Below are 19042 nucleotides of genomic sequence, written 5' to 3' on the forward strand. Positions count from 1 at the left end.
ATGCTCGACTTCAGCCAGCTCCGCTGCTTTGCCGCCGTCGCGGAAGAACTGCATTTCGGCCGGGCCGCGGCGCGGCTGAACATGACGCAGCCGCCGCTCTCGCGTCAGATCCAGGTGCTGGAGCGCATCCTCGACGTGCAATTGCTGGAGCGCTCCAGCCGCTCCGTCCGGCTGACCGCGGCCGGGCGCAGCTTCCTGCCGGAGGCGCAGCGCATCCTGCGGCTCGCCGAGACCGCGACCCACGTGACGCGACAGGTCGCGGCGGGCCGCGCCGGGGTGCTCAAGATCGGCTTCACCGCGGCCTCGGCCTACGATTTCCTGCCCCGCCTCGTCATCGCCTGCCGCGAGACCCTGCCCGAGGTCACGCTGTCCCTGCGTGAGATGGTTTCGCGCGACCAGATCGAGGAACTGCTCGCCGGCCGGATTGACGCGGCGCTGATCCGCCCGCCCGTCACCCATCCGGACCTCGTCTGCGCGCGGGCGCTGGCCGAACCGCTCGTCGTCGCCGTGCCGGCCGGGCATCCGCTGAGCCGGCGCGAGACGCTGACCGTGCGCGACCTGCACGAGATGCCGTTCATCGCCTACGCCCCGCACGAGGCGCGCTACTTCCACGACCTCACCATCGGCCTGCTCGGCGAGGCCGGCGTGCAGCCGCAGGTGTTGCAGCAGCTCACGCAGATCCACTCGATCCTCGCCCTGGTCCGCGCCGGCCTGGGCCTCGCCCTGGTGCCGGCGGCGGCCGAGCGCCTGCGCTTCGAGGGCGTCGTGTTCCAGCCGCTGGCGATGCTGCGACCCCGCCCGGTCGAACTGCTTCTGGCGTGGCGCCGCGACCGGGACGATCCGCTGATCGGGCAGGTGGTGGGTTTGCTCGACGGGCTGCGGTAGAATTGAAGCCGATAGACTTGACCGTGCGGATGGCTGCTTGCGACCCCGAGCAGGCCTTCGGAAGGTCTGCTTGCCGGCGGTCTAATCGGCCCTGAACGGCCGGGACTGGCCGAAAGCCGCCTGTCCGCTTCGAAAAAGGGACCGCCGCAAAAGCGGACAGGCGCCTTCCGACCAATGTCGGGCATACTGAAAATTGCGAGGACTCGCCATAAGCTGCTGATGCGGATGATTGTGCGCCTTCGAGGCGTTCTTAGGCCACTACGCCTTTCTGCCAAAGTAATGCTGGGTTTCGCGGAGGCTGTTCCGCAGTGCCCGAAAATCCTCTCGTGCGGCCATCACCCGCTGCTATGCGGTGCGCTCATATGGTAAGCAACTGCGTAGAGAAATGGATGACGCGCTCTTGCAAGGCAGGTCGCGCCTGGAGCTCGAGATAGAGTCCCCGGTGGGCTTCAAATATCACGACTGGGAGATGATGAACGAGATGCGCATTGAGATCTGCGGCTCGATCGCCTCAGGCAAAACAACGCTGGCGGCTCGCTTAGCTCCAGCGGTTGCGGGCCGTCCGGTCCTCGAGAATTTCCGCGCGAATCCCTTTTGGAACCGGTTTTACAAGGAGCCGCAGCTCTTTCGTCCAGAGAAGGACGTCTGTTTTTTGGCCCAGCACACCGGGGAAATAAAAGCAGCGGGCAAAGGAAACCTTGTGTGCGACTATGCTGCAATACAAGATATTGCCTATGCGGAGCTTGCAAGAGATGTTAATCATTCGTTAATGATGCGAGCAGTCTATCAGCAGTTATACCAGGTGTTGCCGCCGCCCGTGCTGATTGTGCATCTTACGTGCGAGGTCAATGAGCTGCTCCGTCGTATCCGGCGACGTGGGCGGCCAGAAGAACAGCGCATCGACTCAGCATATCTCAAAAGCCTCGAAGAAGCATTGTCCGAATTGCTCGGCGAATCATCGCTCCTCCATTCAGGAGTGAAAATCTTCCCGGTGAGGAGCGATGAGGTCGATTTTGCCAATCAGGACGCGCAGGCAGGGCAACTTTGCACAAAAATCCATCAAATCATCTCCGAGCTAACGCAGCAAGCGCAAGCGCTTAACTAGCTCAAAACCCCAAACAACTGAGTAGCTAACTTCTTCGAATACAGTAAGCTTAGGCGACACCGACTCCAGCGAATGAAGTCGGTTAACGCCTAACGAGGCAAAGTGCACAAGGGAGAAGCCAGCAACCTCCATCATTTCGACTTGCGCAGCCAAGGGAAGAATGAAGGAAGGAAGCTTGAGACTGTGCCTACCAGACACGACAAACTCGGCGCTGTGCTGGGCGGCCGGACTCCGGAACCGATGGCTCCATTCGAACGATGGCGTCGTGAAGATTAGCTTGCCACCGAGGATAAGTACGCGATTCGCCTCTTTCCAGAAAGACGGCGTATTGTACGGATCGCCGAGGCTAGAAACAACGGTAGCGTAGCTCTCATCGTTCGCAGAAAGATCTTGCGCAGGACACACCGTCGTGCTTGCACCTTCACTGCACCACCGCCGGGAATGGGCGAGCATCTCTGGCGATGCATCGGTGATCTGTAAGCCGTCCAGCGAGTAACCTCTGGAATGCAGCAAGGACGCGACTGCGGAATCACCTGCTCCGACCTCTATCACTGGAGTTTTCCCCCACGGCTCCGGGAAACGCTCCGCGATGTAGAGTCTGCTCAAGCGATTGAAGTTGAAGCAGGTAGGGTGAGCTCCGCGATCGTAGTACTCGCGCGCTATAAGGTCATAACTTGCATAATCGCCTTTAGAGGCTGATGTTGCACCATCTTTGATAGCGCTGATTGTGGATACCATGGCATTACCTCGCGAAAATATCGAGCTGAGGCACCTTCACGCGGGCGTTTTCAAGGCGCTTGAGCGATTTGACGAGGCCCCTGTTTTCCGCAAATTTCTGGACCAATTTGTCTATATCATTAAAGGCTGAGTCTGATACATCCACGATATGCTCCCGATCTGGCAAGATCCCTCGAGTTTTGCCGTCAATATACAAGAGTCCGACCGGAACATTACCGGCGTCCTTTAGTACAAAAGCCCATAACAAATCTTTTTCGCTCGATGTATCTTCTGCCTCGATAAGTGTCATACCCCATAGCTCGACTAGATCCTGTACCGAAAGCGCCCCGACAGATTTGCAACTTTTCTGAAGGCGCCAAGCCTTCCCCATGATGCCGCGCCGTATTGAGAATAGACGTCCTGCTCCCCCTCTTCCGCATCCTGTGTAATCAACGAGCTGCCTCAGGCTGTGGGCGAAAACGATGTCAGGCACATGGATGGTGAATCGCAGCGCCTTGAAGACTTTTTCTTCTAAAATAGGCTTTGATGGAGTTCCGCGTTCCGCAATGAGATGCGCCCTCAGGTCGACGATTACGTTGCGGAACTGCTCTAGCAGGTGAGTATTGTGTACCCAAGTTTGATGTGACTCTGGAATTTTGCGAATAAGTGTTTTCACATCTTCGATAGTAACCTTAGCCCCCTCGCTGAGCTTGATTTCAAATCCGAGAATTGAGATCTGGCTCGTGCGTCTATAGATGTAATTCAAGAGGACCTCTATCTGGGGTGCTTTCAGTACCATGCGCACCAGTAACAAGGCTGCGATCGGCCATGCGAGCGCGGTAGCTGCGGAAGAGAGCATTGACCAGACATTAGACGACTTATCTTCTGCATCCTTGCTTGCCGTCTTCGGCGTAGTAGCAGCGACCGTGGGTGTGGCGGTTCCTCCGCTCACCTGGGGAGGCTGCAGCGGAGTTGGGGTCGCATTTGCTGGCGCAGACTTCGCGTCAGGTGACGCCTGCGTAGGTTGCATCGGGGCTTGGGGCGCCCCCGCCGTACCGGATAGCGTCGGCTTCGCATCGTTGGTCGCTTGCGCAGAGTCCAGCGCAAAGAAGCGCGTCGCAAATGAGGCGACGAACACGCCGGCTGCGGAGGTGAGGAAGACCCCCATCATCATCCATAGGAGCCAGACCCTCGCACGACGCACGTCCAATCGCATATGGCGCCCCAAACCGCTTCTATTCGCCGCTCTCTAATTCGGTTGGAGCATACACAAAAGCCGGGTCAATTGGGGTTGGTCAGGCATGCCGGTGGTCGTCAGCCGCTGCGCGGTCTGGGGAGAAGGCGCCCACCTCTTGCTCCATCCCTCTGAGTGTCATCCGCATTGACCTTCGCGGCGCAAATTCCGCGCACACCTCGGTGGCGCACAGCTCGCCAGCAGTAGACGTCGCCGGCGACGGTTCCGGCGAGCGCCGCCAGCAAACAAATGCCCAAGCGCCAGGCCGATGCCGCCGCGGGCCACGTGGACGGCAGGGTGGCGTAAAGCCCGTCCGCATCGAGACAGCCAGGCACAGCAGGAAGGCAGGCATCGCGAAGACCCTCCACGAGCAACATCGCCATGACGAGCGTGATGACCGTCGAGACCCAATCGAAGGGGAAGGCCGGGATAGCGGCGGCGGAGGCTCAAACAGCCTGACGGCCGTGTCGGTCAGCATGAAGACCGTCATCGCAGACGCCATGGCAGGGCACAGCTCACAGCTGCAGATGCGGCCCTTCTCGACGGCTGCCGGCGCAGGGAAGCCGTCAGTACCCGGACAGCAGAGCCGCACTGGTCCGCGTCAAAGTCTTCTCCTGCTGGATGAGGGGATCTATCGATACGTAAGGTCGGAGGTCTGGTGTTGGCGCGTTTCAGACCCAATGCCTACGCTACCTTGACGTCCGCTTCCGCGATGCGGCCGTGAGCCGCTGTACGGCGGCAATGGAGCGCAAAGCCGAACGTCGGCTATCAGGCGTTACCCCAATGACAGCTCACCACCCGCAGCAACCTTCCATGCGCTCAGCCTGAATAAAATGCGATCTCCGCACAACCCAGCACGATCGATGCACATTCTGCATCGATCGATCCACTCTTCGGCTTGGACCGGCATCGCTTCCGCGGCCTAGAACGGGGGCAGAGACGGCGCGACGAACGCCGCCACCGACCGGGAGAACGCCATGACGCCCGAGACGCTCACCTCCTCACGCGGTCTCTCGCGCACGCCGACCGTGACCGAGATGCGGGTCGTGCCGGTCGCCGGCCGCGACGCGATGCTGCTGAACCTCTCCGGCGCGCACGGCCCGTTCTTCACCCGCAACCTCGTGGTGCTGACCGATTCGACCGGCGCGACGGGGCTCGGCGAGGTCCCCGGCGGCGAGGGCATCCGCCGCACGCTGGAGGATGCCCGCGACCTCGTGGTCGGACGGCCGATCGGCGCGTGGCAGGCGGTGCTCAACGCCATGCGCACCCGCTTTGCCGACCGCGACGCGGGCGGGCGCGGCCTGCAGACCTTCGACCTGCGCATCACCATCCACGCGGTCACGGCGGTCGAATCCGCCTTCCTCGACCTGCTCGGCCAGTGCCTCGACGTTCCGGTGGCGGCCCTGCTCGGCGAGGGCCAGCAGCGCGAGGCGGTCGAGATGCTGGGCTACCTCTTCTACGTCGGCGACCGCCGCCGCACCGATCTGCCCTACCGCGCGCCGCAAGGACGCGACGGCTGGTTCCGCCTGCGCGACGAGGAGGCGATGACCCCAGAGGCCGTCGCCCGGCTCGCAGAGGCCGCCTACGAGCGCTACGGCTTCAACGACTTCAAGCTGAAGGGCGGCGTGCTCTCCGGCGAGGAGGAGATCGCCGCCGTCACCGCGATCCACGAGCGCTTTCCGAAGGCCCGCGTCACGCTCGATCCGAACGGCGCGTGGTCGCTGCAAGAGGCAATCCGGCTGTGCAAGGGCCGCGGCGACGTGCTCGCCTATGCCGAGGACCCCTGCGGGGCCGAGGACGGCTTTTCCGGCCGCGAGATCATGGCCGAGTTCCGCCGCGCCACGGGCCTGCCGACCGCCACCAACATGATCGCCACCGATTGGCGCCAGATGAACCACGCGATCCAGCTCGGCTCGGTCGACATCCCGCTCGCCGATCCGCATTTCTGGACCATGGCCGGCTCGGTGCGCGTCGCCCAGCTCTGCCGCGACCACGGCCTGACCTGGGGCTCGCACTCGAACAACCACTTCGACGTGTCGCTCGCGATGTTCACCCACGTCGCGGCGGCCGCCCCCGGCCGGGTGACGGCGATCGACACGCACTGGATCTGGCAGGACGGCCAGCGCCTGACCCGTGAGCCGCTGGCAATCCGCGGCGGGCTGGTGCGGGTGCCCGACCGCCCGGGGCTCGGTATCGAGATCGACTGGGCCGAGGTCGAAGCGGCCCACCGCCTCTACCAGGATCACGGGCTCGGCGCGCGCGACGACGCGGCGGCGATGCAGTTCCTGATCCCGAACTGGACCTTCGACAACAAGCGCCCCTGCCTCGTCCGCTAGACCATCGTGCCGGACATCGTATCCGGCACGATGGTCCAGCCTCTTGTTTCGCATCGTCTTTTTCCGAAAGCCGGCGGCCACCTTTCGGGACGATGCTCGAGCGCCCCCCGGCCCGGCGGCTCCCGCTCCGCGTGACGACGCGCCCTCTCTCGACGAAACCGCGCCCCCTTCGTCGGACGGCGCCTTGAGGAGATCTTTTCGATGGACATCCTGACGAACCGCTTCAAGGCCGCCCTCGCGCAAGGGCGCCAGCAGATCGGGCTGTGGTGCAGCCTCGCCAGCCCGATCTCGACCGAGATCGTCGCCGGCTCCGGCTTCGACTGGCTGCTCCTCGACATGGAGCATTCGGCCAACGACCTGCGCGACATCTACGGTCAGCTCCAGGCCATGGGGGAGGGCAGCGCCAGCGCCATGGTGCGGGTGCCGAGCGACGAGCCGATCACGATCAAGCGCATCCTCGACACCGGCGCGCAGTCGCTGATGATCCCCAACATCGACGACGCCGATCAGGCCCGCCGTGCGGTGGCCGCGACGCGCTACGCGCCGCAGGGCATCCGCGGCTTCTCGCAGGCCCCGCGCGCCGCCCGCTTCGGCCGCATCCCGGACTACCACGCGCGCTGCGCGGACGAGATCTTCGTCGCCGTGCAGATCGAGTCGCGCCGCGCGCTCGACAACATGGAGGAGATCGCGGCCGTCGAGGGCGTCGACGGCGTGTTCATCGGCCCCGGCGATCTCTCGACCAGCCTCGGCTTCCTCGGCCAGCAGAACCACCCGGAGGTGGTGGCGGTCATCGAGGATGCGATCGCCCGCATCCGCCGGGCCGGCAAGCATGCGGGCATCCTCACGGCCAACGAGGAGCTGGCGCAGCGCTACATCGCCGCCGGCACCCGCTTCACCGCGGTCGGATCGGATATGGGGCTGCTCGCGCGCAGCTCCGAGGCGCTGGCCGCGCGCTTCCGCTAGAGCTGCGCACGATCACCTTGGATCGGGGCGCAGCTCTAGGTCATTGTTATATCGCGCTCTTTTTCGCCGAACCGGTATCCACTTCGGCGGCGAGCGCTCTAGAGCGCGGCCGGCCCGAAGACGGCATCGGCCCGCCCGCTCGAGGCTCCTGCCTTGCCGAGCCCTCCTTCGACGAACCGGCGGCCCCGTCGCCGGAGGGCGCGCGGACCCCGCCTGACTCGAAAAAAACGGAGACGGACATGAACGTCGGCTTCATCGGCCTCGGCATCATGGGCGCGCCCATGGCCGGCCATCTCATCGCGGGCGGCCACGCGCTGTTCCTCAAGACGCGGCGCGCCGTGCCCGAGGCCCTGGTCGCGGCCGGCGGCACGCCCTGCGCCACGGCGGCCGAGGTGGCCGAGCGGGCGGACGTGATCGTGCTGATGCTGCCCGACACGGACGATGTCGAGGCCGTGCTGTTCGGCCCCGAGGGCGTCGCCGAGGGCCTGCGCCCGGGCCGGACCGTGATCGACATGAGCTCGATCTCGCCGATCGCGACCCGGGGCTTTGCCGAGCGGATCGAGGCCGCGGGCTGCGACTATCTCGACGCGCCGGTCTCCGGCGGCGAGGTCGGCGCCCGCAACGCCGCGCTCTCGATCATGGTCGGCGGCCGGGCCGAAGCGTTCGAGCGGGTCCGGCCGCTGTTCGACCGGATGGGCAAGACGGTGACCCATGTCGGCGAGGCCGGTGCGGGTCAGGTCGCCAAGGTCGCCAACCAGATCATCGTGGCGCTCACCATCGAGGCGGTGGCCGAGGGGCTGCTCTTCGCCTCCAAGGCCGGGGCCGACCCGGCCAAGGTCCGGCAGGCGATCACCGGCGGGCTGGCCACCTCGCGCATCCTGGAGCTTCACGGCGAGCGGATGATCAAGCGGACCTTCGATCCCGGCTTCCGCATCAAGCTGCATCAGAAGGATCTCAACCTGGCGCTCGAAGGCGCCCGCAGCCTCGGTCTCAGCCTCCCGGCCACGGCCCTGGCGCAGCAGCTGTTCTCCGCCTGCGTCGCCAACGGCGGCGAGGGCTGGGATCACTCCGCGATGGTCCGCGCCCTGGAGATCATGGCCGACCATCCGGTGGCCGAGGCCTGAGCCGAGGGCCGGCCGGCCTCCCGCCCGCGGAGCGCTCCGGACACGCTCCGCAAGGCGGTCGCGCGAAGCGATCGCCTTGTCTTTCCCACGCGGATTCGGGCTTTTGGGGTCGGGCGGCGACGGAAAGCCGGCGTGTTTCCCTAGGCCGGCAGGACCACCACCTTCGTCTTGACCGGCGTGCGGGCGTAGAGGTGGATCATGTCCTGGCTGAGCAGGCCGACGCAGCCGCTCGTGATGCCCGAGCCGATCGATTCGGGATCGCTGCTGGCGTAGATCGTGTAGAGCGTATAGGCGCCGTTCTGGTAGAGATGGAGCGTGCGGGCGCCGAGGGGGTTGTCGAGGCCGCCGGGCATTCCGCGGGCGTATTTGGCCGCCTCGGGCTGGCGCCGGATCATCTCCTTGGGCGGGGTCCAGGTCGCCCATTCGGACTTGCGCCCGACATAGGCGTCGCCGCTCCACAGGAACCCGTCGCGGCCGACATTGGCGCCGTAGCGGGTCGCGGCCCCGCCGTCCTCGATGCGGTAGACGTAGAAGTTGCGGGGATCGACGACGATCGTGCCGGGCGCTTCCTTGGTCTCGTAACGGACCGTGCGGCGATAATACTTCGGATTGACCTTGCGGACATCGACCGCGGGAATCGGGAATTTCTCCTCCGGCATCGGTCCGTAGATCGTCGCGGCCTCGGCGAGCAGCAGGCCGTCGGAGGTGGCGCAGCCGCCCAGCCCCAGTCCCAGCGTACCGGCCCCGGCGGCCGATCCGATCAGGAACGACCGGCGGCTGAGCAGGGCGGATTCATGCCTCGCGGATTCATACCTCCCGCCGGCATCGGCGCTCCGACCGTCCATCGTCATGATCCCGGACTTTCCCTCGCCTGCGGCCCGACGCGCCGGGCCGCACCCGCCGAGCGTACTGCCAAGCTGCGATTCGCGCTACCCGCCTCGGGCGGGGCCAAGCTCGGCCCCCTTGCGCCGCCTCCCCCGGCTCCGAAAGCCGCCGGTCCGGTCGGTGGCGCGGATCGCGCGAGGCACGTCGCGGCGAGCCAAGGGAGTGTCGCTGCCGTGGCAGCGGGAAGGGGTTCGAGCCGCGATAGTCCTGGGGCCAGATACGGCTCGGGAGGTCCCCATGCTCGATGTGACGCCCACTCCGCTGCAGCGGCTGCTGCGCGAGCGCCGCCCCGGCTACACCCTCGCGGCCCCCTTTTACCTCAGCCCCGACGTGTTCGAGGCCGACATGGAGATCATCTTCGGCCGGCACTGGATCTATGTCGGCGTCGAACCCGACGTGCCGGAGGCCGGCGATGTGATGGTCGTCGACATCGGCAAGACCTCGGTCGCGATCGTGCGCGACGACGACGACGCGATCCGCGCCTTCCACAACGTCTGCCGCCACCGCGGCGCCCGGCTCGTCCACGACGAGAAGTCCACGGTCGGCAACCTCGTCTGCCGCTACCATTCCTGGACCTACGACCTCACCGGCAACCTGATCCACGCCGAGCATATGGGCCCGGACTTCAAGAAGAGCTGCCACGGCCTCAAGCCCGTGCATGTCCGCTCGCTGGCCGGCCTGCTCTTCATCTGCCTCGCCGACCAGCCGCCCACCGATTTCGACGAGATGGCAGCCAAGCTCGGGCCCTATATCGAGCCGCACAACGTGCGCGACACCAAGGTCGCCTTCCAGAAGGACATCATCGAGCCCGGCAACTGGAAGCTCACGATGGAGAACAACCGCGAGTGCTACCATTGCGGGGCCAACCATCCCGAGCTGACCGTGCCGCTCTTCGCCTACGGCTTCGGCTTCGCGCCCGAAGAGATGGACGAGCACGACCGGGCCCAGGCCGAGCGCTACGGCTGCCTGCTCAAGACCCGCCACGGCGAGTGGGAGGCCGAAGGCCTGCCGTCGCGCGAGATCGACGAGCTCGACACCATGGTCACGGGCTTCCGCACCGAGCGGCTGCCGCTGGACGGGGAGGGCGAGTCCCACACCCTCGACACCAAGGCCGCCTGCAAGCGGCTGCTGGGCAACCTCACCAGCGCCAAGGCCGGCGGCCTCTCGGTCTGGACCCAGCCGAATTCCTGGCACCATTTCCTGGGTGACCACATCGTCACCTTCTCGGTGCTGCCGCTCGATGCCGAGCGCTCGCTCCTGCGCACCAAGTGGCTCGTGCACAAGGACGCGGTCGAGGGCGTCGATTACGATCTGGCCAACCTCACCGGCGTCTGGGAGGCCACCAACGATCAGGACAGCGAACTCGTCGGCATCTGCCAGCAGGGCGTTTCGAGCCCGGCCTACGAGCCCGGCCCCTACTCGCCGCACACCGAGATGCTCGTGGAGAAGTTCTGCAACTGGTATGTCGGCCGCATGGCCGCGCATCTGGGGCGCTGAGCCATGGCGCCGGCCTCCTCCGAACCGGCCGCCCGGCGGCTGGCGGCCTCCGCGCCCTGGGATGCGGAGGCCGACGACAGGCTGGTCTGCCTCGCCGTGCGCGACGAGACGCACGACGTGAAGACCTTCGTGCTGGGCCCCCGTGAGCCGCGGCTCTTCGCCTACGCCCCGGGCCAGTTCCTGACGTTCTCGTTCGAGATCGGCGGCGAGACCATCCACCGCTGCTACACGGTCTCCTCGGCCCCGACCCGGCCGCACGCGGTCGCGTTCACGGTCAAGCGCGTGCCCGGCGGCCCGGTCTCGAACTGGCTGCACGACACGCTCAAGCCCGGCGACACCGTCCGCGCGCTCGGGCCGATGGGCGAGTTCTCCTGCTTCCAGCATCCGGCGGAAAAGTACCTGCTGCTGTCGGGCGGCAGCGGCGTCACGCCGATGATGTCGATGGCGCGCAGCTTCCACGATCTGGGCGAGGCCCGCGACGTGGCCTTCGTCCACTCCGCCCGCTCGCCCGCCGACATCGTCTTCCGGGGTGAGCTGGAGACGATGGCCCGGCTCGATCCCGCCTTCCGCTTCCACGCGGTCTGCGAGACCGATTCACCGAACGAGACCTGGGCGGGTCCGAAGGGTCGGCTCTCGCTCGACACCCTGCGCCAGGCGGTGCCGGACTTCCTCGAGCGCGAAGTCTTCGTCTGCGGCCCCAAGCCCTACATGGACGCGGTGCAGGCCATGCTGCGGCAAGCCGGCTTCGACATGGCCCGCTACCATGATGAGAGCTTCGACTTCGGCGCGTTGCCGGAGGCGGAGCAGGAGGCTGCGGCGGAAGCCGAGAAGGCCCTCGACGCCGAGGCTGCGCCCGCGGGCGGCGTGCGCACCTTCCGGGTGGAGTTCGCCAAGACCCGGCGCGTGCTCGAATGCCCCGAGAACGAGACGGTGCTCGACGCCGCCCGCAAGGCCGGCATCCGCCTGCCCTCGTCCTGCGCCAAGGGCCTGTGCGGCACCTGCAAGTCGAAGCTCACATCGGGCACCGTCGCCATGACGCATGCCGGCGGCATCCGCCAGCGCGAGATCGATGCCGGCATGGCGCTGCTCTGCTGCTCGAAGCCGACGAGCGACCTCGTCGTCGAGCGCTGAGCGCCGCCTCTCCTAAACCCCCAAAAAATCGCCTTCGGGAGTCGTCCCGTGATCGCCAATGCCGACGCGCTGCTGAAGCCGCTCACCATCAAGGGCCTCACCATCCGCAACCGGGTGATGTCCACGAGCCACGCCCCCGGCTACGGCCGGGACGGCAAGCCCCAGGAGCGCTACCAGCTCTACCACGCCGAGAAGGCCAAGGGCGGCATCGGGCTGACCATGTTCGGCGGCTCGTCGTCGGTGGCCGTCGACAGCCCCGCCGCGCCCTGGAACCAGATCTCGGTCGCCGACGATTCGGTGATCCCGTTCTTCCAGCAATTCTCCGACCGGGTGCACGCCCACGGCGGCAAGCTGATGATTCAGCTCACCCATATGGGCCGGCGCACCAAGTGGGACACCGAGCACTGGCTCCCCACCGTCTCGCCCTCGCCCCGGCGCGAGCCCGCTTCCCGCACGGTTCCGAAGGAGATCGAGGCGGAGGACATCGCCCGGATCGTCAAGAGCTTTGCTCAGGCCGCGCGCCGCTGCCGCGAGGGCGGGCTCGACGGCTGCGAGGTCTCGGCCGCCCACGGCCACCTGATCGACCAGTTCTGGTCGCCCAGCGTCAACCAGCGCACCGACAAGTATGGCGGCAGCCTGGAGAACCGGATGCGCTTCGGCATCGAGGTGCTGGAGGCGATGCGGGCGGAAGCGGGCGACGACTACGTCATCGGCATCCGCATGTCCGGCGACGAGATGATCGCCGACGGCCTCAGCCAGGAGGATTGCCTGACGATCGCCAGCGAGTACGCCCGGCGCGGGCTCGTGGACTTCCTCAACATCCTCGGGGGGCAAGCGCGCGACCACATCGCCCACGCGATCTCGCTGCCGAACATGTCCTTCCCCGTGGCGCCGTTCCTGTTCCTGCCGAGCGCGATCAAGCGCGAGGTCGACGTGCCGGTGTTCCACGCCCAGCGCGTCACCGATCTCGCCACCGCGGCGCGTGCGGTCGCGGAAGGGCATGTCGACATGGTGGCGATGACCCGCGCCCACATCGCCGACCCGCATCTCGTGAAGAAGCTCTCCGAGGGCCGGGCCGACGACATCCGGCAATGCGTCGGTGCCGGCTACTGCATCGACCGGATCTATGTCGGCGGCGACGCGCTCTGCATCCAGAACGCCGCCACCGGCCGCGAGGCGACCATGCCGCACGAGATCCGCAGGGCGGATGTGCGCCGCCGGGTCGTGGTGATCGGCGCCGGCCCCGGCGGCCTGGAGGCGGCCCGCGTCTGCGCCGAGCGGGGCCACGCGGTGGTGCTGTTCGAGAAGAGCGGGCAAGCCGGTGGCCAGATCGGCATCGCGGCGAAAGCCGGCTGGCGCGAGGCGATGTCGGGCATCACCCGCTGGCTGGTGGCCCAGGTGACCAAGCTCGGCGTCGATCTGCGCCTCAACACCGAGGCGACCGAGGCCGCGATCCGCGCCGAGAAGCCCGATGTCGTCATCGTCGCCACCGGCGGCACGCCGTTCCGCGGCCACGCCAAGGGCGCCGCGCAGCACGCGGTGACGACCGCGGAGGTGCTGACCGGCGCGGTCGAGCCCACCGGCTCGGTCCTGCTCTACGACGAGATGGGCGGGCACAACGCCGCGTCGGTGGCCGAGCAACTGGCCAAGCGCGGCTGCCTCGTGGAGATCGCCACCCACGACCGCATGGTCGCGGAGGAGGTCGGCACTACCAACCAGCCGATCCACCTGCGCGAACTGTACAAGCTCGGCGTGGTGATGACGCCGAACATGGAGCTGATCGAGATCTATCCGGAGGGCAACCGCTTCGTCGCGGCTCTGCGCAACACCATGACCGACGCCGAGGAGGAGCGCCTCGTCGACCGCATCGTCGTCGATCACGGCACGCTGCCCGTCGATGCGCTCTACCACGGCTTGAAGGCGACCTCCGTCAACCGGGGCCAGACCGACCAGGACGCGCTGATCCGCGGCGAGCCGCAGCCCTACGACCTGTCGAAGGGCTACGCGCTCTACCGCATCGGCGACGCGGTGGCCGGCCGCAACATCCACGCGGCGATCTACGACGCCTTGAGGCTGTGCAAGGACATCTGAGGCCCTGACCGCACCGCGCTTCCCTCCCCTCTCCGCGGGGGAGGGTGGCCCCCGAAGGGGGTCGGGAGAGGGGAGCGACGTTTCCAGAGCGTTCGCGGCGCGCGCGGCCAAGCGGCACCGTCGCTCCCCTCTCCCGCCTGCTCCGCAGGCATCCTCCCCCGCAGAGGGGGAGGGTTTTTCGCGGCGATGAACCAGGCCCACCGTCATGACCAGCCTCATGCCCCTGACCACGGTGTTTCCCGGCCTCGTCTGGCTGATGGCGGCGCTCGCCCTCGTCCAGGGCCTGCGCCGCGCCGCGCTGTGGCGGGTCGGGGCGGCAGCCCCCGTGGCGTGGCTCGACGGCCTCGCCAAGCTGCCCCGGCGCTACCTCGTCGATGTCCACCACGTCGTGGCGCGCGATCCTTACGCCTCGCGCATGCACGCGGTCGTGGCCGGCGGCCTGCTCGCGGCCTCGATCCTCACCGCGCTGGCGATCCTGCCGCCGCTGGCCGGTTTCCGGCCCTACTGGTTCCTCGTGGCGCTGGCCTTCGGCGTGACCGCAATCGGCTCGCTGCTGGTGGGCGCCCGGCGCTACCCGCAGAAGCAGAAGCGCCTCTCCTCCGGCCGCTTCCAGATCCTGCCCTTCCTGCTCGTCGCCTACGCCGTCGGCGGGACGATCACCGCGCTCATCCTCGCGCTCGGCGGCGGCGGCCTGTTCGGCTCCGTCGCGCTGGCGCTCGCCGCGGCGGGCGGCCTCGGCCTTGCCTTCGAGGTGCGCCACGGCCCGATGCGCCACGCCGCGGCCGGCGCGCTCCACCTCGTCGCCCATCCCCGGCCCGGCCGGTTCGAGGGCCGCCCCGACACCGCGCTCCAGCCCCTCGACCTCGACGCGCCCCGGCTCGGCTCGGAGATGCCCGCCGACTTCACCTGGAACCGGCTTCTCTCCTACGACGCCTGCGTCAGCTGCGGGCGCTGCGAGACCGCCTGCCCGGCCTTCGCCGCCGGCCAGCCGCTGAACCCCAAAAAACTCATTCAGGATCTCGTCGCCGGTCTCTCTCCGGCCGAGCCGGCCTATGCCGGCAATCCCTATCCCGGCGGCCGGGCGGGGCAAGGCGAGCGCGGGGCTTTGGCCCGGCTGATCGGGCCGGATGCGCGCATCCACCCCGACACGTTGTGGTCCTGCACCACCTGCCGCGCCTGCGTCGAGGAATGCCCGATGATGATCGAGCACGTCGATGCCGTGGTCTCCTTACGCCGGCACGAGACGCTGGAGCGCGGGGCGCTGCCCGAGAAGGCCGTCGTCCCGGTGACGGAGCTGCGTCAGTCCGGCGATCCCGGCGGGCGCCCGCTGAGCGCCCGCACCGATTTCGCCGCCGGCGTCGAGCTGCCGCGCATCGCCGATCGGGGCGGGGTCGATGTCCTGCTCTGGCTCGGCGAGGGCGCCTACGACCTGCGCTACGGCCGCTCGCTCCGCGCCCTCGTGCGGCTCCTGCGCGAGGCGGGCGTCGATTTCGCGGTGCTGGGGGCGGAGGAGCGCGACACCGGCGATCTCGCCCGCCGGCTCGGCGACGAGGCGACCTTCCAGGCGCTGGCGCGGGAGAACATCGCGACGCTGGCGAAGTACCGCTTCGCGCGGATCGTCACCGCCGACCCGCACGCGCTGCACGCGCTGCGCAACGAGTACCCGGCGCTCGGTGGGCGCTACACGGTCGTGCACCACACCGCCCTCCTGCTGGAGCTGATCCGGGCGGGCAAGCTGACACCCGGTCGCCTGCCCGACCTCTCGGTGACCTATCACGACCCCTGCTACCTCGCCCGCTACAACGGGGAGACCGAGGCGCCCCGCGCGGTGCTCGACGCGATCGGCGTCACCCGAAGCGAGATGACCCGGTCCGGGCGCCGGGCGATGTGCTGCGGCGGCGGCGGCGGCGCGCCGGTGAGCGACGTGCCGGGCGAGCGCCGCATCCCCGACATCCGCATGGCCCAGGCCGCCGAGACGGGGGCCGGCATCGTGGCGGTGGCCTGCCCCTCCTGCACGGCGATGCTGGAGGGCGTCACCGGCCGCAAGGCGGAGATCCGCGACGTGGCCGAACTCCTGCTCCAGGCGGTGGAGGCGGGCCGATGAGCCGCCCGCGCCGCGACCCGCGGGCCGAGCGGGCGGCCCACTTCCTGGCCGGCGAGGGCCCCCGCCCGCGCTACGACCGCACCCGCCGCGCGGCCGGGTCCGGCCGGCCCCGCCGCGACCCGCGGGCCGAGCGCGAGGCGCAGCGCATCGGGGGCCTTGCGCGGGCGCGCTACGACCTCAGCCAGATCAGCCGCCCCGTCGGCGAGGCCGTCACCGCCGCACCCCGGACCGCGCCCGCGGCCGAGGCGCCGAAGACGCTCGTCGTCGAGGCGCCCGCCTTCCTCGTCGCGGTGGTGCCGGACGCCCCCGGCGGCCGCCTCTCGGGCCACGACCGGCAGGTGCTCGGTGCGGCGCGCGCGCTCGCCGGACGCGAGGGCGCCGTCGCGGTCATCGTGGAAGGGGTGTGCGAGGGTCTTGGTGCCGCGGGCGCCGACCGGATGCTCCGGCTCGAGCCCGCAGAGGGCTACGACCCGGCGGCCCGCGCCGCCCGCATCGAGGCCGCGCTCGCGGATCTCGGGGCGCGCCACGTCCTGTTCCCGGAATCGCTCGACGGGGGCGATCTCGCCCGCCGCGTCGCGGTGGGGCTGGGAGAGGCGCTGTTCACCAATGCCGAGGCGGTGGCCGCCAAGGGTCTCGTCCGCCCGGCCCGGGGGCGCCGGGTCGAACAGAGTCTGGCCCCGCCCCGCCTCGCCACCGTGGCGCCGGATGCGGTGGCCGACTATGCCGGCCCTCCGCGGGAGGCGCGCGCCGTGCTCTTCGAGGGTTCTGCGCCGACGGAACCTGCCAAAAGCATCCTCTCGGCCACGCGTATCCCGGCCGACCCCGCGACCGTGCCGCTCGCGCTCGCCGAATTCGTGGTGGCGGCCGGCAACGGTCTTTCCGATCTCGACACCTTCCGCCAGGTGGTGAGCGCGCTTCACGCGACGCCGGGCGCCAGCCGCGTGCTGTGCGATGCCGGGCTGATGCCGCGCCACGCCCAGGTCGGCGCCTCGGGCACGGTGCTCGCGGCGACCTGCTACTTCGCGCTCGGCATCTCCGGGGCGCCGCAGCATCTCCAGGGTGTGGCCGGCTGCGAGCACGTGGTGGCGGTCAACACCGATCTGCACGCGGCGATGATCGAGCGGGCGGGCTTGGCCGTGGTGCAGGACGCCCAGGCCGTGATGCCGGCCCTGCTGCGGCTGCTTGCCGAAGAGACGGCCGAGAAGCCCGCCGGGGAGGGGACGGCGCCATGAGAATCGCGGTCCTTCTCTCCGCCGGGCTGCATCCCGTCTCCGGGGCGCCCGTTCTGCCGCGGGTCGAGGCGCAGGCGATCCGGATGGCCGCCGGGCTCGGCGAGGCCGTCGGCCTGCATGCCGGGCCGGATGCCGCCGCCCTCGCCGAGGCTTTGGGCCAGGGGCTGGCCCGCATCGAGCATGTCGGGACCGCGGCCGGCGACGACCCGGTGCCGGCACTCGCCGCGCGGCTCGCCGAGACCGCCCCCGACCTGATCCTGGCCGGGCGGCGCAGCCAGGGCGGCGAGGAGAGCGGCCTCGTGCCCTACGCGCTCGCCCGCGCCCTCGCGATACCCCTGGTGCCCGACGTGGTCGCGGCGGCGCGCGAGGCTGACGGGAGCCTGCGCCTCGATCAGAGCCTCGGGCGCGGCGCCCTGCGCCGGGTTTCGGTGCGCGGGCCGGTCGTCGTCACCTGCCACCCGGACGCGCCCGCCCCGCTGGCCTACGCCTTCGGCCGGGCTCGCCGCGGCAGCGTCGCGACGCTCGCCGCAGCGCCGGCCGCGATCGCGTCTCCCGCCGTCGCGGTCGAGGAGCGGCCCTATCGCCGCCGGCCGAAGATCGTGAAGGGCGCGCCCGCGGGCGGCTCGGCGGCGGAGCGGCTGAAGGCGGCCACCGGCGAGGGCGGCTCGGCCGCGAGCGGCCGGCTCCTGATCCAGCCCGATCCCGAGGAGGCCGCCCGGGAAATCCTGGCCTATCTCCGGCAGATCGGCGTGCTGGCTGCGGCCGGAGCCGCACAACCGAAGCCCTGAGAAGGACGGCCCCCATGCCCCTGAGCCCGGACGACCTGCTGACCCGGCTGCGCGAGCGCGGCATCGCCTACAAGCTCACCGAGCACGAAGCCGTCCTCACCGTCGAGGCGATGATGGCGATCTGCGGCGACATCGCCGGCGCCCACACCAAGAACCTGTTCCTGCGCGACGGGAAGAAGACCTACTTCCTCCTCACGCTCCGGCACGACGCCAGGGTCGATCTGAAGGCGTTCCGCGCCGTGCTCGGCGCGCGCGGCGGCCTGTCCTTCGCGAGCCCGGATGCCCTGCGCGAGATCCTCGGCGTCGAGAGCGGGGCCGTATCGCCGCTCGCGGCGCTCAACGCCGCGCCGGGCAGCGTGCGGGTGTTCCTTCAGGACAGCCTGCTGGAGGCGACGCGGATCAACATCCACCCGCTCGTCAGCACGCGCACCCTCTCGCTCGTTCCGGCCGACCTCGTGGCGGTTCTGCGGGCCGAGGGGCATGAGCCCGCCACCGTCGCCCTGCCGGAGAGCGCGGCAGCCTGACGGTCCTCAGGCGCGCTGAAGGGCCATCGGGAAGGCGAAGGCCATGAACAGCGGCTCGCTGGCCTTCGCCTCGACCGGGGCCGGCTCGATGCGGGAGCGCAGACCCGGCAGCGCGGCCCGGCTCAGACCGATATCGGCCAGAGCCGCATCGCTGAGGTCCATCAGAGCCTCTTCGTTCGCCCGAGCGCGGAGCTGGGCGCGAACACTTTCGAAAACCTTGCCGAACATGAGATGAGCCTCGATCGCGCCGTCGTTGATCATGACGAGGACGGCCCGCGTCTGAACTCATATGATCCTTCTTCTGTCGTCGGAGGAGCGCGGAAGCTTGAGAGCAGACTTGCTCCATGCGCATGCATTGAGCAAGAAAGCCCGAAATTTAGCGAGTTGCTCACTTATTTTGCATGAAGCGGCTGGCTCAAGCGCGTG

General features: G+C 68.6%; 16 protein-coding genes. 12 read left to right on the forward strand and 4 right to left on the reverse strand.

The genetic code is table 11. The features are described from left to right. Window positions 1-885 carry a LysR substrate-binding domain-containing protein gene (locus ACPCJR_RS05890; RefSeq protein ID WP_391511522.1) on the forward strand — a complete coding sequence of 295 codons (885 nt, stop codon included), beginning with the start codon at window positions 1-3 and terminating at the stop codon, window positions 883-885. A 385-nt stretch (window positions 886-1270) separates the two neighbouring features. Continuing rightward, window positions 1271-1990, forward strand: a complete 720-nt coding sequence (locus ACPCJR_RS05895; protein ID WP_391511521.1) for a deoxynucleoside kinase — start codon at window positions 1271-1273, stop codon at window positions 1988-1990. On the opposite strand, the gene ACPCJR_RS05900 is transcribed toward ACPCJR_RS05895, so the two are convergent. Together ACPCJR_RS05900 and ACPCJR_RS05905 are read right to left on the reverse strand one after the other, a co-directional pair. Beyond that, window positions 1961-2728 carry a class I SAM-dependent methyltransferase gene (locus tag ACPCJR_RS05900; protein ID WP_391511520.1) on the reverse strand — a complete coding sequence of 256 codons (768 nt, stop codon included), beginning with the start codon at window positions 2726-2728 and terminating at the stop codon, window positions 1961-1963. The genes ACPCJR_RS05895 and ACPCJR_RS05900 overlap by 30 nt on opposite strands. A 4-nt stretch (window positions 2729-2732) precedes the next feature. Next, window positions 2733-3881, reverse strand: coding sequence for a hypothetical protein (locus ACPCJR_RS05905; RefSeq protein WP_391511519.1), 1149 nt, complete (start codon window positions 3879-3881; stop codon window positions 2733-2735). Window positions 3882-4918: 1037 nt separating this feature from the next. Here ACPCJR_RS05905 and gudD point away from each other — a divergent pair. From gudD to ACPCJR_RS05920, 3 genes are all read left to right on the forward strand, one after another. Continuing rightward, complete coding sequence (gene gudD, locus ACPCJR_RS05910; RefSeq protein WP_391511518.1) at window positions 4919-6277, forward strand: glucarate dehydratase; 1359 nt, start codon at window positions 4919-4921, stop codon at window positions 6275-6277. 201 nt (window positions 6278-6478) lie between these two features. Continuing rightward, window positions 6479-7240, forward strand: a complete 762-nt coding sequence (locus tag ACPCJR_RS05915; RefSeq protein ID WP_391511517.1) for an HpcH/HpaI aldolase family protein — start codon at window positions 6479-6481, stop codon at window positions 7238-7240. Between the two features lie 239 nt (window positions 7241-7479). After that, entirely contained in the window at window positions 7480-8364 is an 885-nt protein-coding gene (locus tag ACPCJR_RS05920; RefSeq protein WP_391511516.1) for a 2-hydroxy-3-oxopropionate reductase, read from the forward strand. Window positions 8365-8504: 140 nt separating this feature from the next. Here the strand turns inward: ACPCJR_RS05920 and ACPCJR_RS05925 are convergent, their stop codons facing one another. Next, a complete protein-coding gene (locus ACPCJR_RS05925) occupies window positions 8505-9215 on the reverse strand; it encodes a L,D-transpeptidase (RefSeq protein ID WP_391511515.1) in 711 nt (236 codons plus the stop codon). A 271-nt stretch (window positions 9216-9486) separates the two neighbouring features. Between ACPCJR_RS05925 and ACPCJR_RS05930 the strand changes: the two genes are divergently transcribed. The 7 genes from ACPCJR_RS05930 (at window position 9487) to ACPCJR_RS05960 (ending at window position 18616) form a co-directional block, all read left to right on the forward strand. Continuing rightward, complete coding sequence (locus ACPCJR_RS05930; RefSeq protein WP_391511514.1) at window positions 9487-10746, forward strand: aromatic ring-hydroxylating oxygenase subunit alpha; 1260 nt, start codon at window positions 9487-9489, stop codon at window positions 10744-10746. 3 nt (window positions 10747-10749) lie between these two features. Next, window positions 10750-11877, forward strand: a complete 1128-nt coding sequence (locus ACPCJR_RS05935) for a 2Fe-2S iron-sulfur cluster-binding protein (protein WP_391511513.1) — start codon at window positions 10750-10752, stop codon at window positions 11875-11877. Between the two features lie 48 nt (window positions 11878-11925). Further along, window positions 11926-13968, forward strand: a complete 2043-nt coding sequence (locus ACPCJR_RS05940; protein WP_391511512.1) for an FAD-dependent oxidoreductase — start codon at window positions 11926-11928, stop codon at window positions 13966-13968. Between the two features lie 205 nt (window positions 13969-14173). Then, window positions 14174-16072, forward strand: a complete 1899-nt coding sequence (locus tag ACPCJR_RS05945) for a DUF3483 domain-containing protein (RefSeq protein WP_391511511.1) — start codon at window positions 14174-14176, stop codon at window positions 16070-16072. Further along, on the forward strand, window positions 16069-17304 hold the full coding sequence (locus ACPCJR_RS05950) for an electron transfer flavoprotein subunit alpha/FixB family protein (RefSeq protein WP_391511510.1): 1236 nt from the start codon (window positions 16069-16071) through the stop codon (window positions 17302-17304). Before ACPCJR_RS05945 ends, ACPCJR_RS05950 begins: the two co-directional genes overlap by 4 nt. After that, window positions 17301-18092: an electron transfer flavoprotein subunit beta gene (locus tag ACPCJR_RS05955; RefSeq protein WP_391511509.1), complete on the forward strand. Its 792-nt coding sequence runs from the start codon at window positions 17301-17303 to the stop codon at window positions 18090-18092. Before ACPCJR_RS05950 ends, ACPCJR_RS05955 begins: the two co-directional genes overlap by 4 nt. Before the next feature lie 14 nt (window positions 18093-18106). Then, on the forward strand, window positions 18107-18616 hold the full coding sequence (locus tag ACPCJR_RS05960; protein WP_391511508.1) for a prolyl-tRNA synthetase associated domain-containing protein: 510 nt from the start codon (window positions 18107-18109) through the stop codon (window positions 18614-18616). Between the two features lie 6 nt (window positions 18617-18622). Here ACPCJR_RS05960 and ACPCJR_RS05965 read toward each other — a convergent pair whose 3' ends face one another. Continuing rightward, window positions 18623-18877, reverse strand: coding sequence for a DUF1127 domain-containing protein (locus ACPCJR_RS05965; protein WP_391516795.1), 255 nt, complete (start codon window positions 18875-18877; stop codon window positions 18623-18625). Window positions 18878-19042: the final 165 nt, after the last annotated feature.

It is taken from the genome of Methylobacterium sp. NPDC097929, assembly GCF_049543375.1.
GTDB lineage: Bacteria > Pseudomonadota > Alphaproteobacteria > Rhizobiales > Beijerinckiaceae > Methylobacterium.

What these genes read in the sequence shown, in the direction of transcription:
- ACPCJR_RS05890 (WP_391511522.1), top strand. Translation starts at nt 1, where the DNA reads ATGCTCGACTTCAGCCAGCTCCGCTGCTTTGCCGCCGTCGCGGAAGAA.
- ACPCJR_RS05895 (WP_391511521.1), top strand. Translation starts at nt 1,271, where the DNA reads ATGGATGACGCGCTCTTGCAAGGCAGGTCGCGCCTGGAGCTCGAGATA.
- ACPCJR_RS05900 (WP_391511520.1), bottom strand. Translation starts at nt 2,728, where the DNA reads ATGGTATCCACAATCAGCGCTATCAAAGATGGTGCAACATCAGCCTCT.
- ACPCJR_RS05905 (WP_391511519.1), bottom strand. Translation starts at nt 3,881, where the DNA reads ATGATGATGGGGGTCTTCCTCACCTCCGCAGCCGGCGTGTTCGTCGCC.
- gudD (WP_391511518.1), top strand. Translation starts at nt 4,919, where the DNA reads ATGACGCCCGAGACGCTCACCTCCTCACGCGGTCTCTCGCGCACGCCG.
- ACPCJR_RS05915 (WP_391511517.1), top strand. Translation starts at nt 6,479, where the DNA reads ATGGACATCCTGACGAACCGCTTCAAGGCCGCCCTCGCGCAAGGGCGC.
- ACPCJR_RS05920 (WP_391511516.1), top strand. Translation starts at nt 7,480, where the DNA reads ATGAACGTCGGCTTCATCGGCCTCGGCATCATGGGCGCGCCCATGGCC.
- ACPCJR_RS05925 (WP_391511515.1), bottom strand. Translation starts at nt 9,215, where the DNA reads ATGACGATGGACGGTCGGAGCGCCGATGCCGGCGGGAGGTATGAATCC.
- ACPCJR_RS05930 (WP_391511514.1), top strand. Translation starts at nt 9,487, where the DNA reads ATGCTCGATGTGACGCCCACTCCGCTGCAGCGGCTGCTGCGCGAGCGC.
- ACPCJR_RS05935 (WP_391511513.1), top strand. Translation starts at nt 10,750, where the DNA reads ATGGCGCCGGCCTCCTCCGAACCGGCCGCCCGGCGGCTGGCGGCCTCC.
- ACPCJR_RS05945 (WP_391511511.1), top strand. Translation starts at nt 14,174, where the DNA reads ATGACCAGCCTCATGCCCCTGACCACGGTGTTTCCCGGCCTCGTCTGG.
- ACPCJR_RS05950 (WP_391511510.1), top strand. Translation starts at nt 16,069, where the DNA reads ATGAGCCGCCCGCGCCGCGACCCGCGGGCCGAGCGGGCGGCCCACTTC.
- ACPCJR_RS05955 (WP_391511509.1), top strand. Translation starts at nt 17,301, where the DNA reads ATGAGAATCGCGGTCCTTCTCTCCGCCGGGCTGCATCCCGTCTCCGGG.
- ACPCJR_RS05960 (WP_391511508.1), top strand. Translation starts at nt 18,107, where the DNA reads ATGCCCCTGAGCCCGGACGACCTGCTGACCCGGCTGCGCGAGCGCGGC.
- ACPCJR_RS05965 (WP_391516795.1), bottom strand. Translation starts at nt 18,877, where the DNA reads ATGATCAACGACGGCGCGATCGAGGCTCATCTCATGTTCGGCAAGGTT.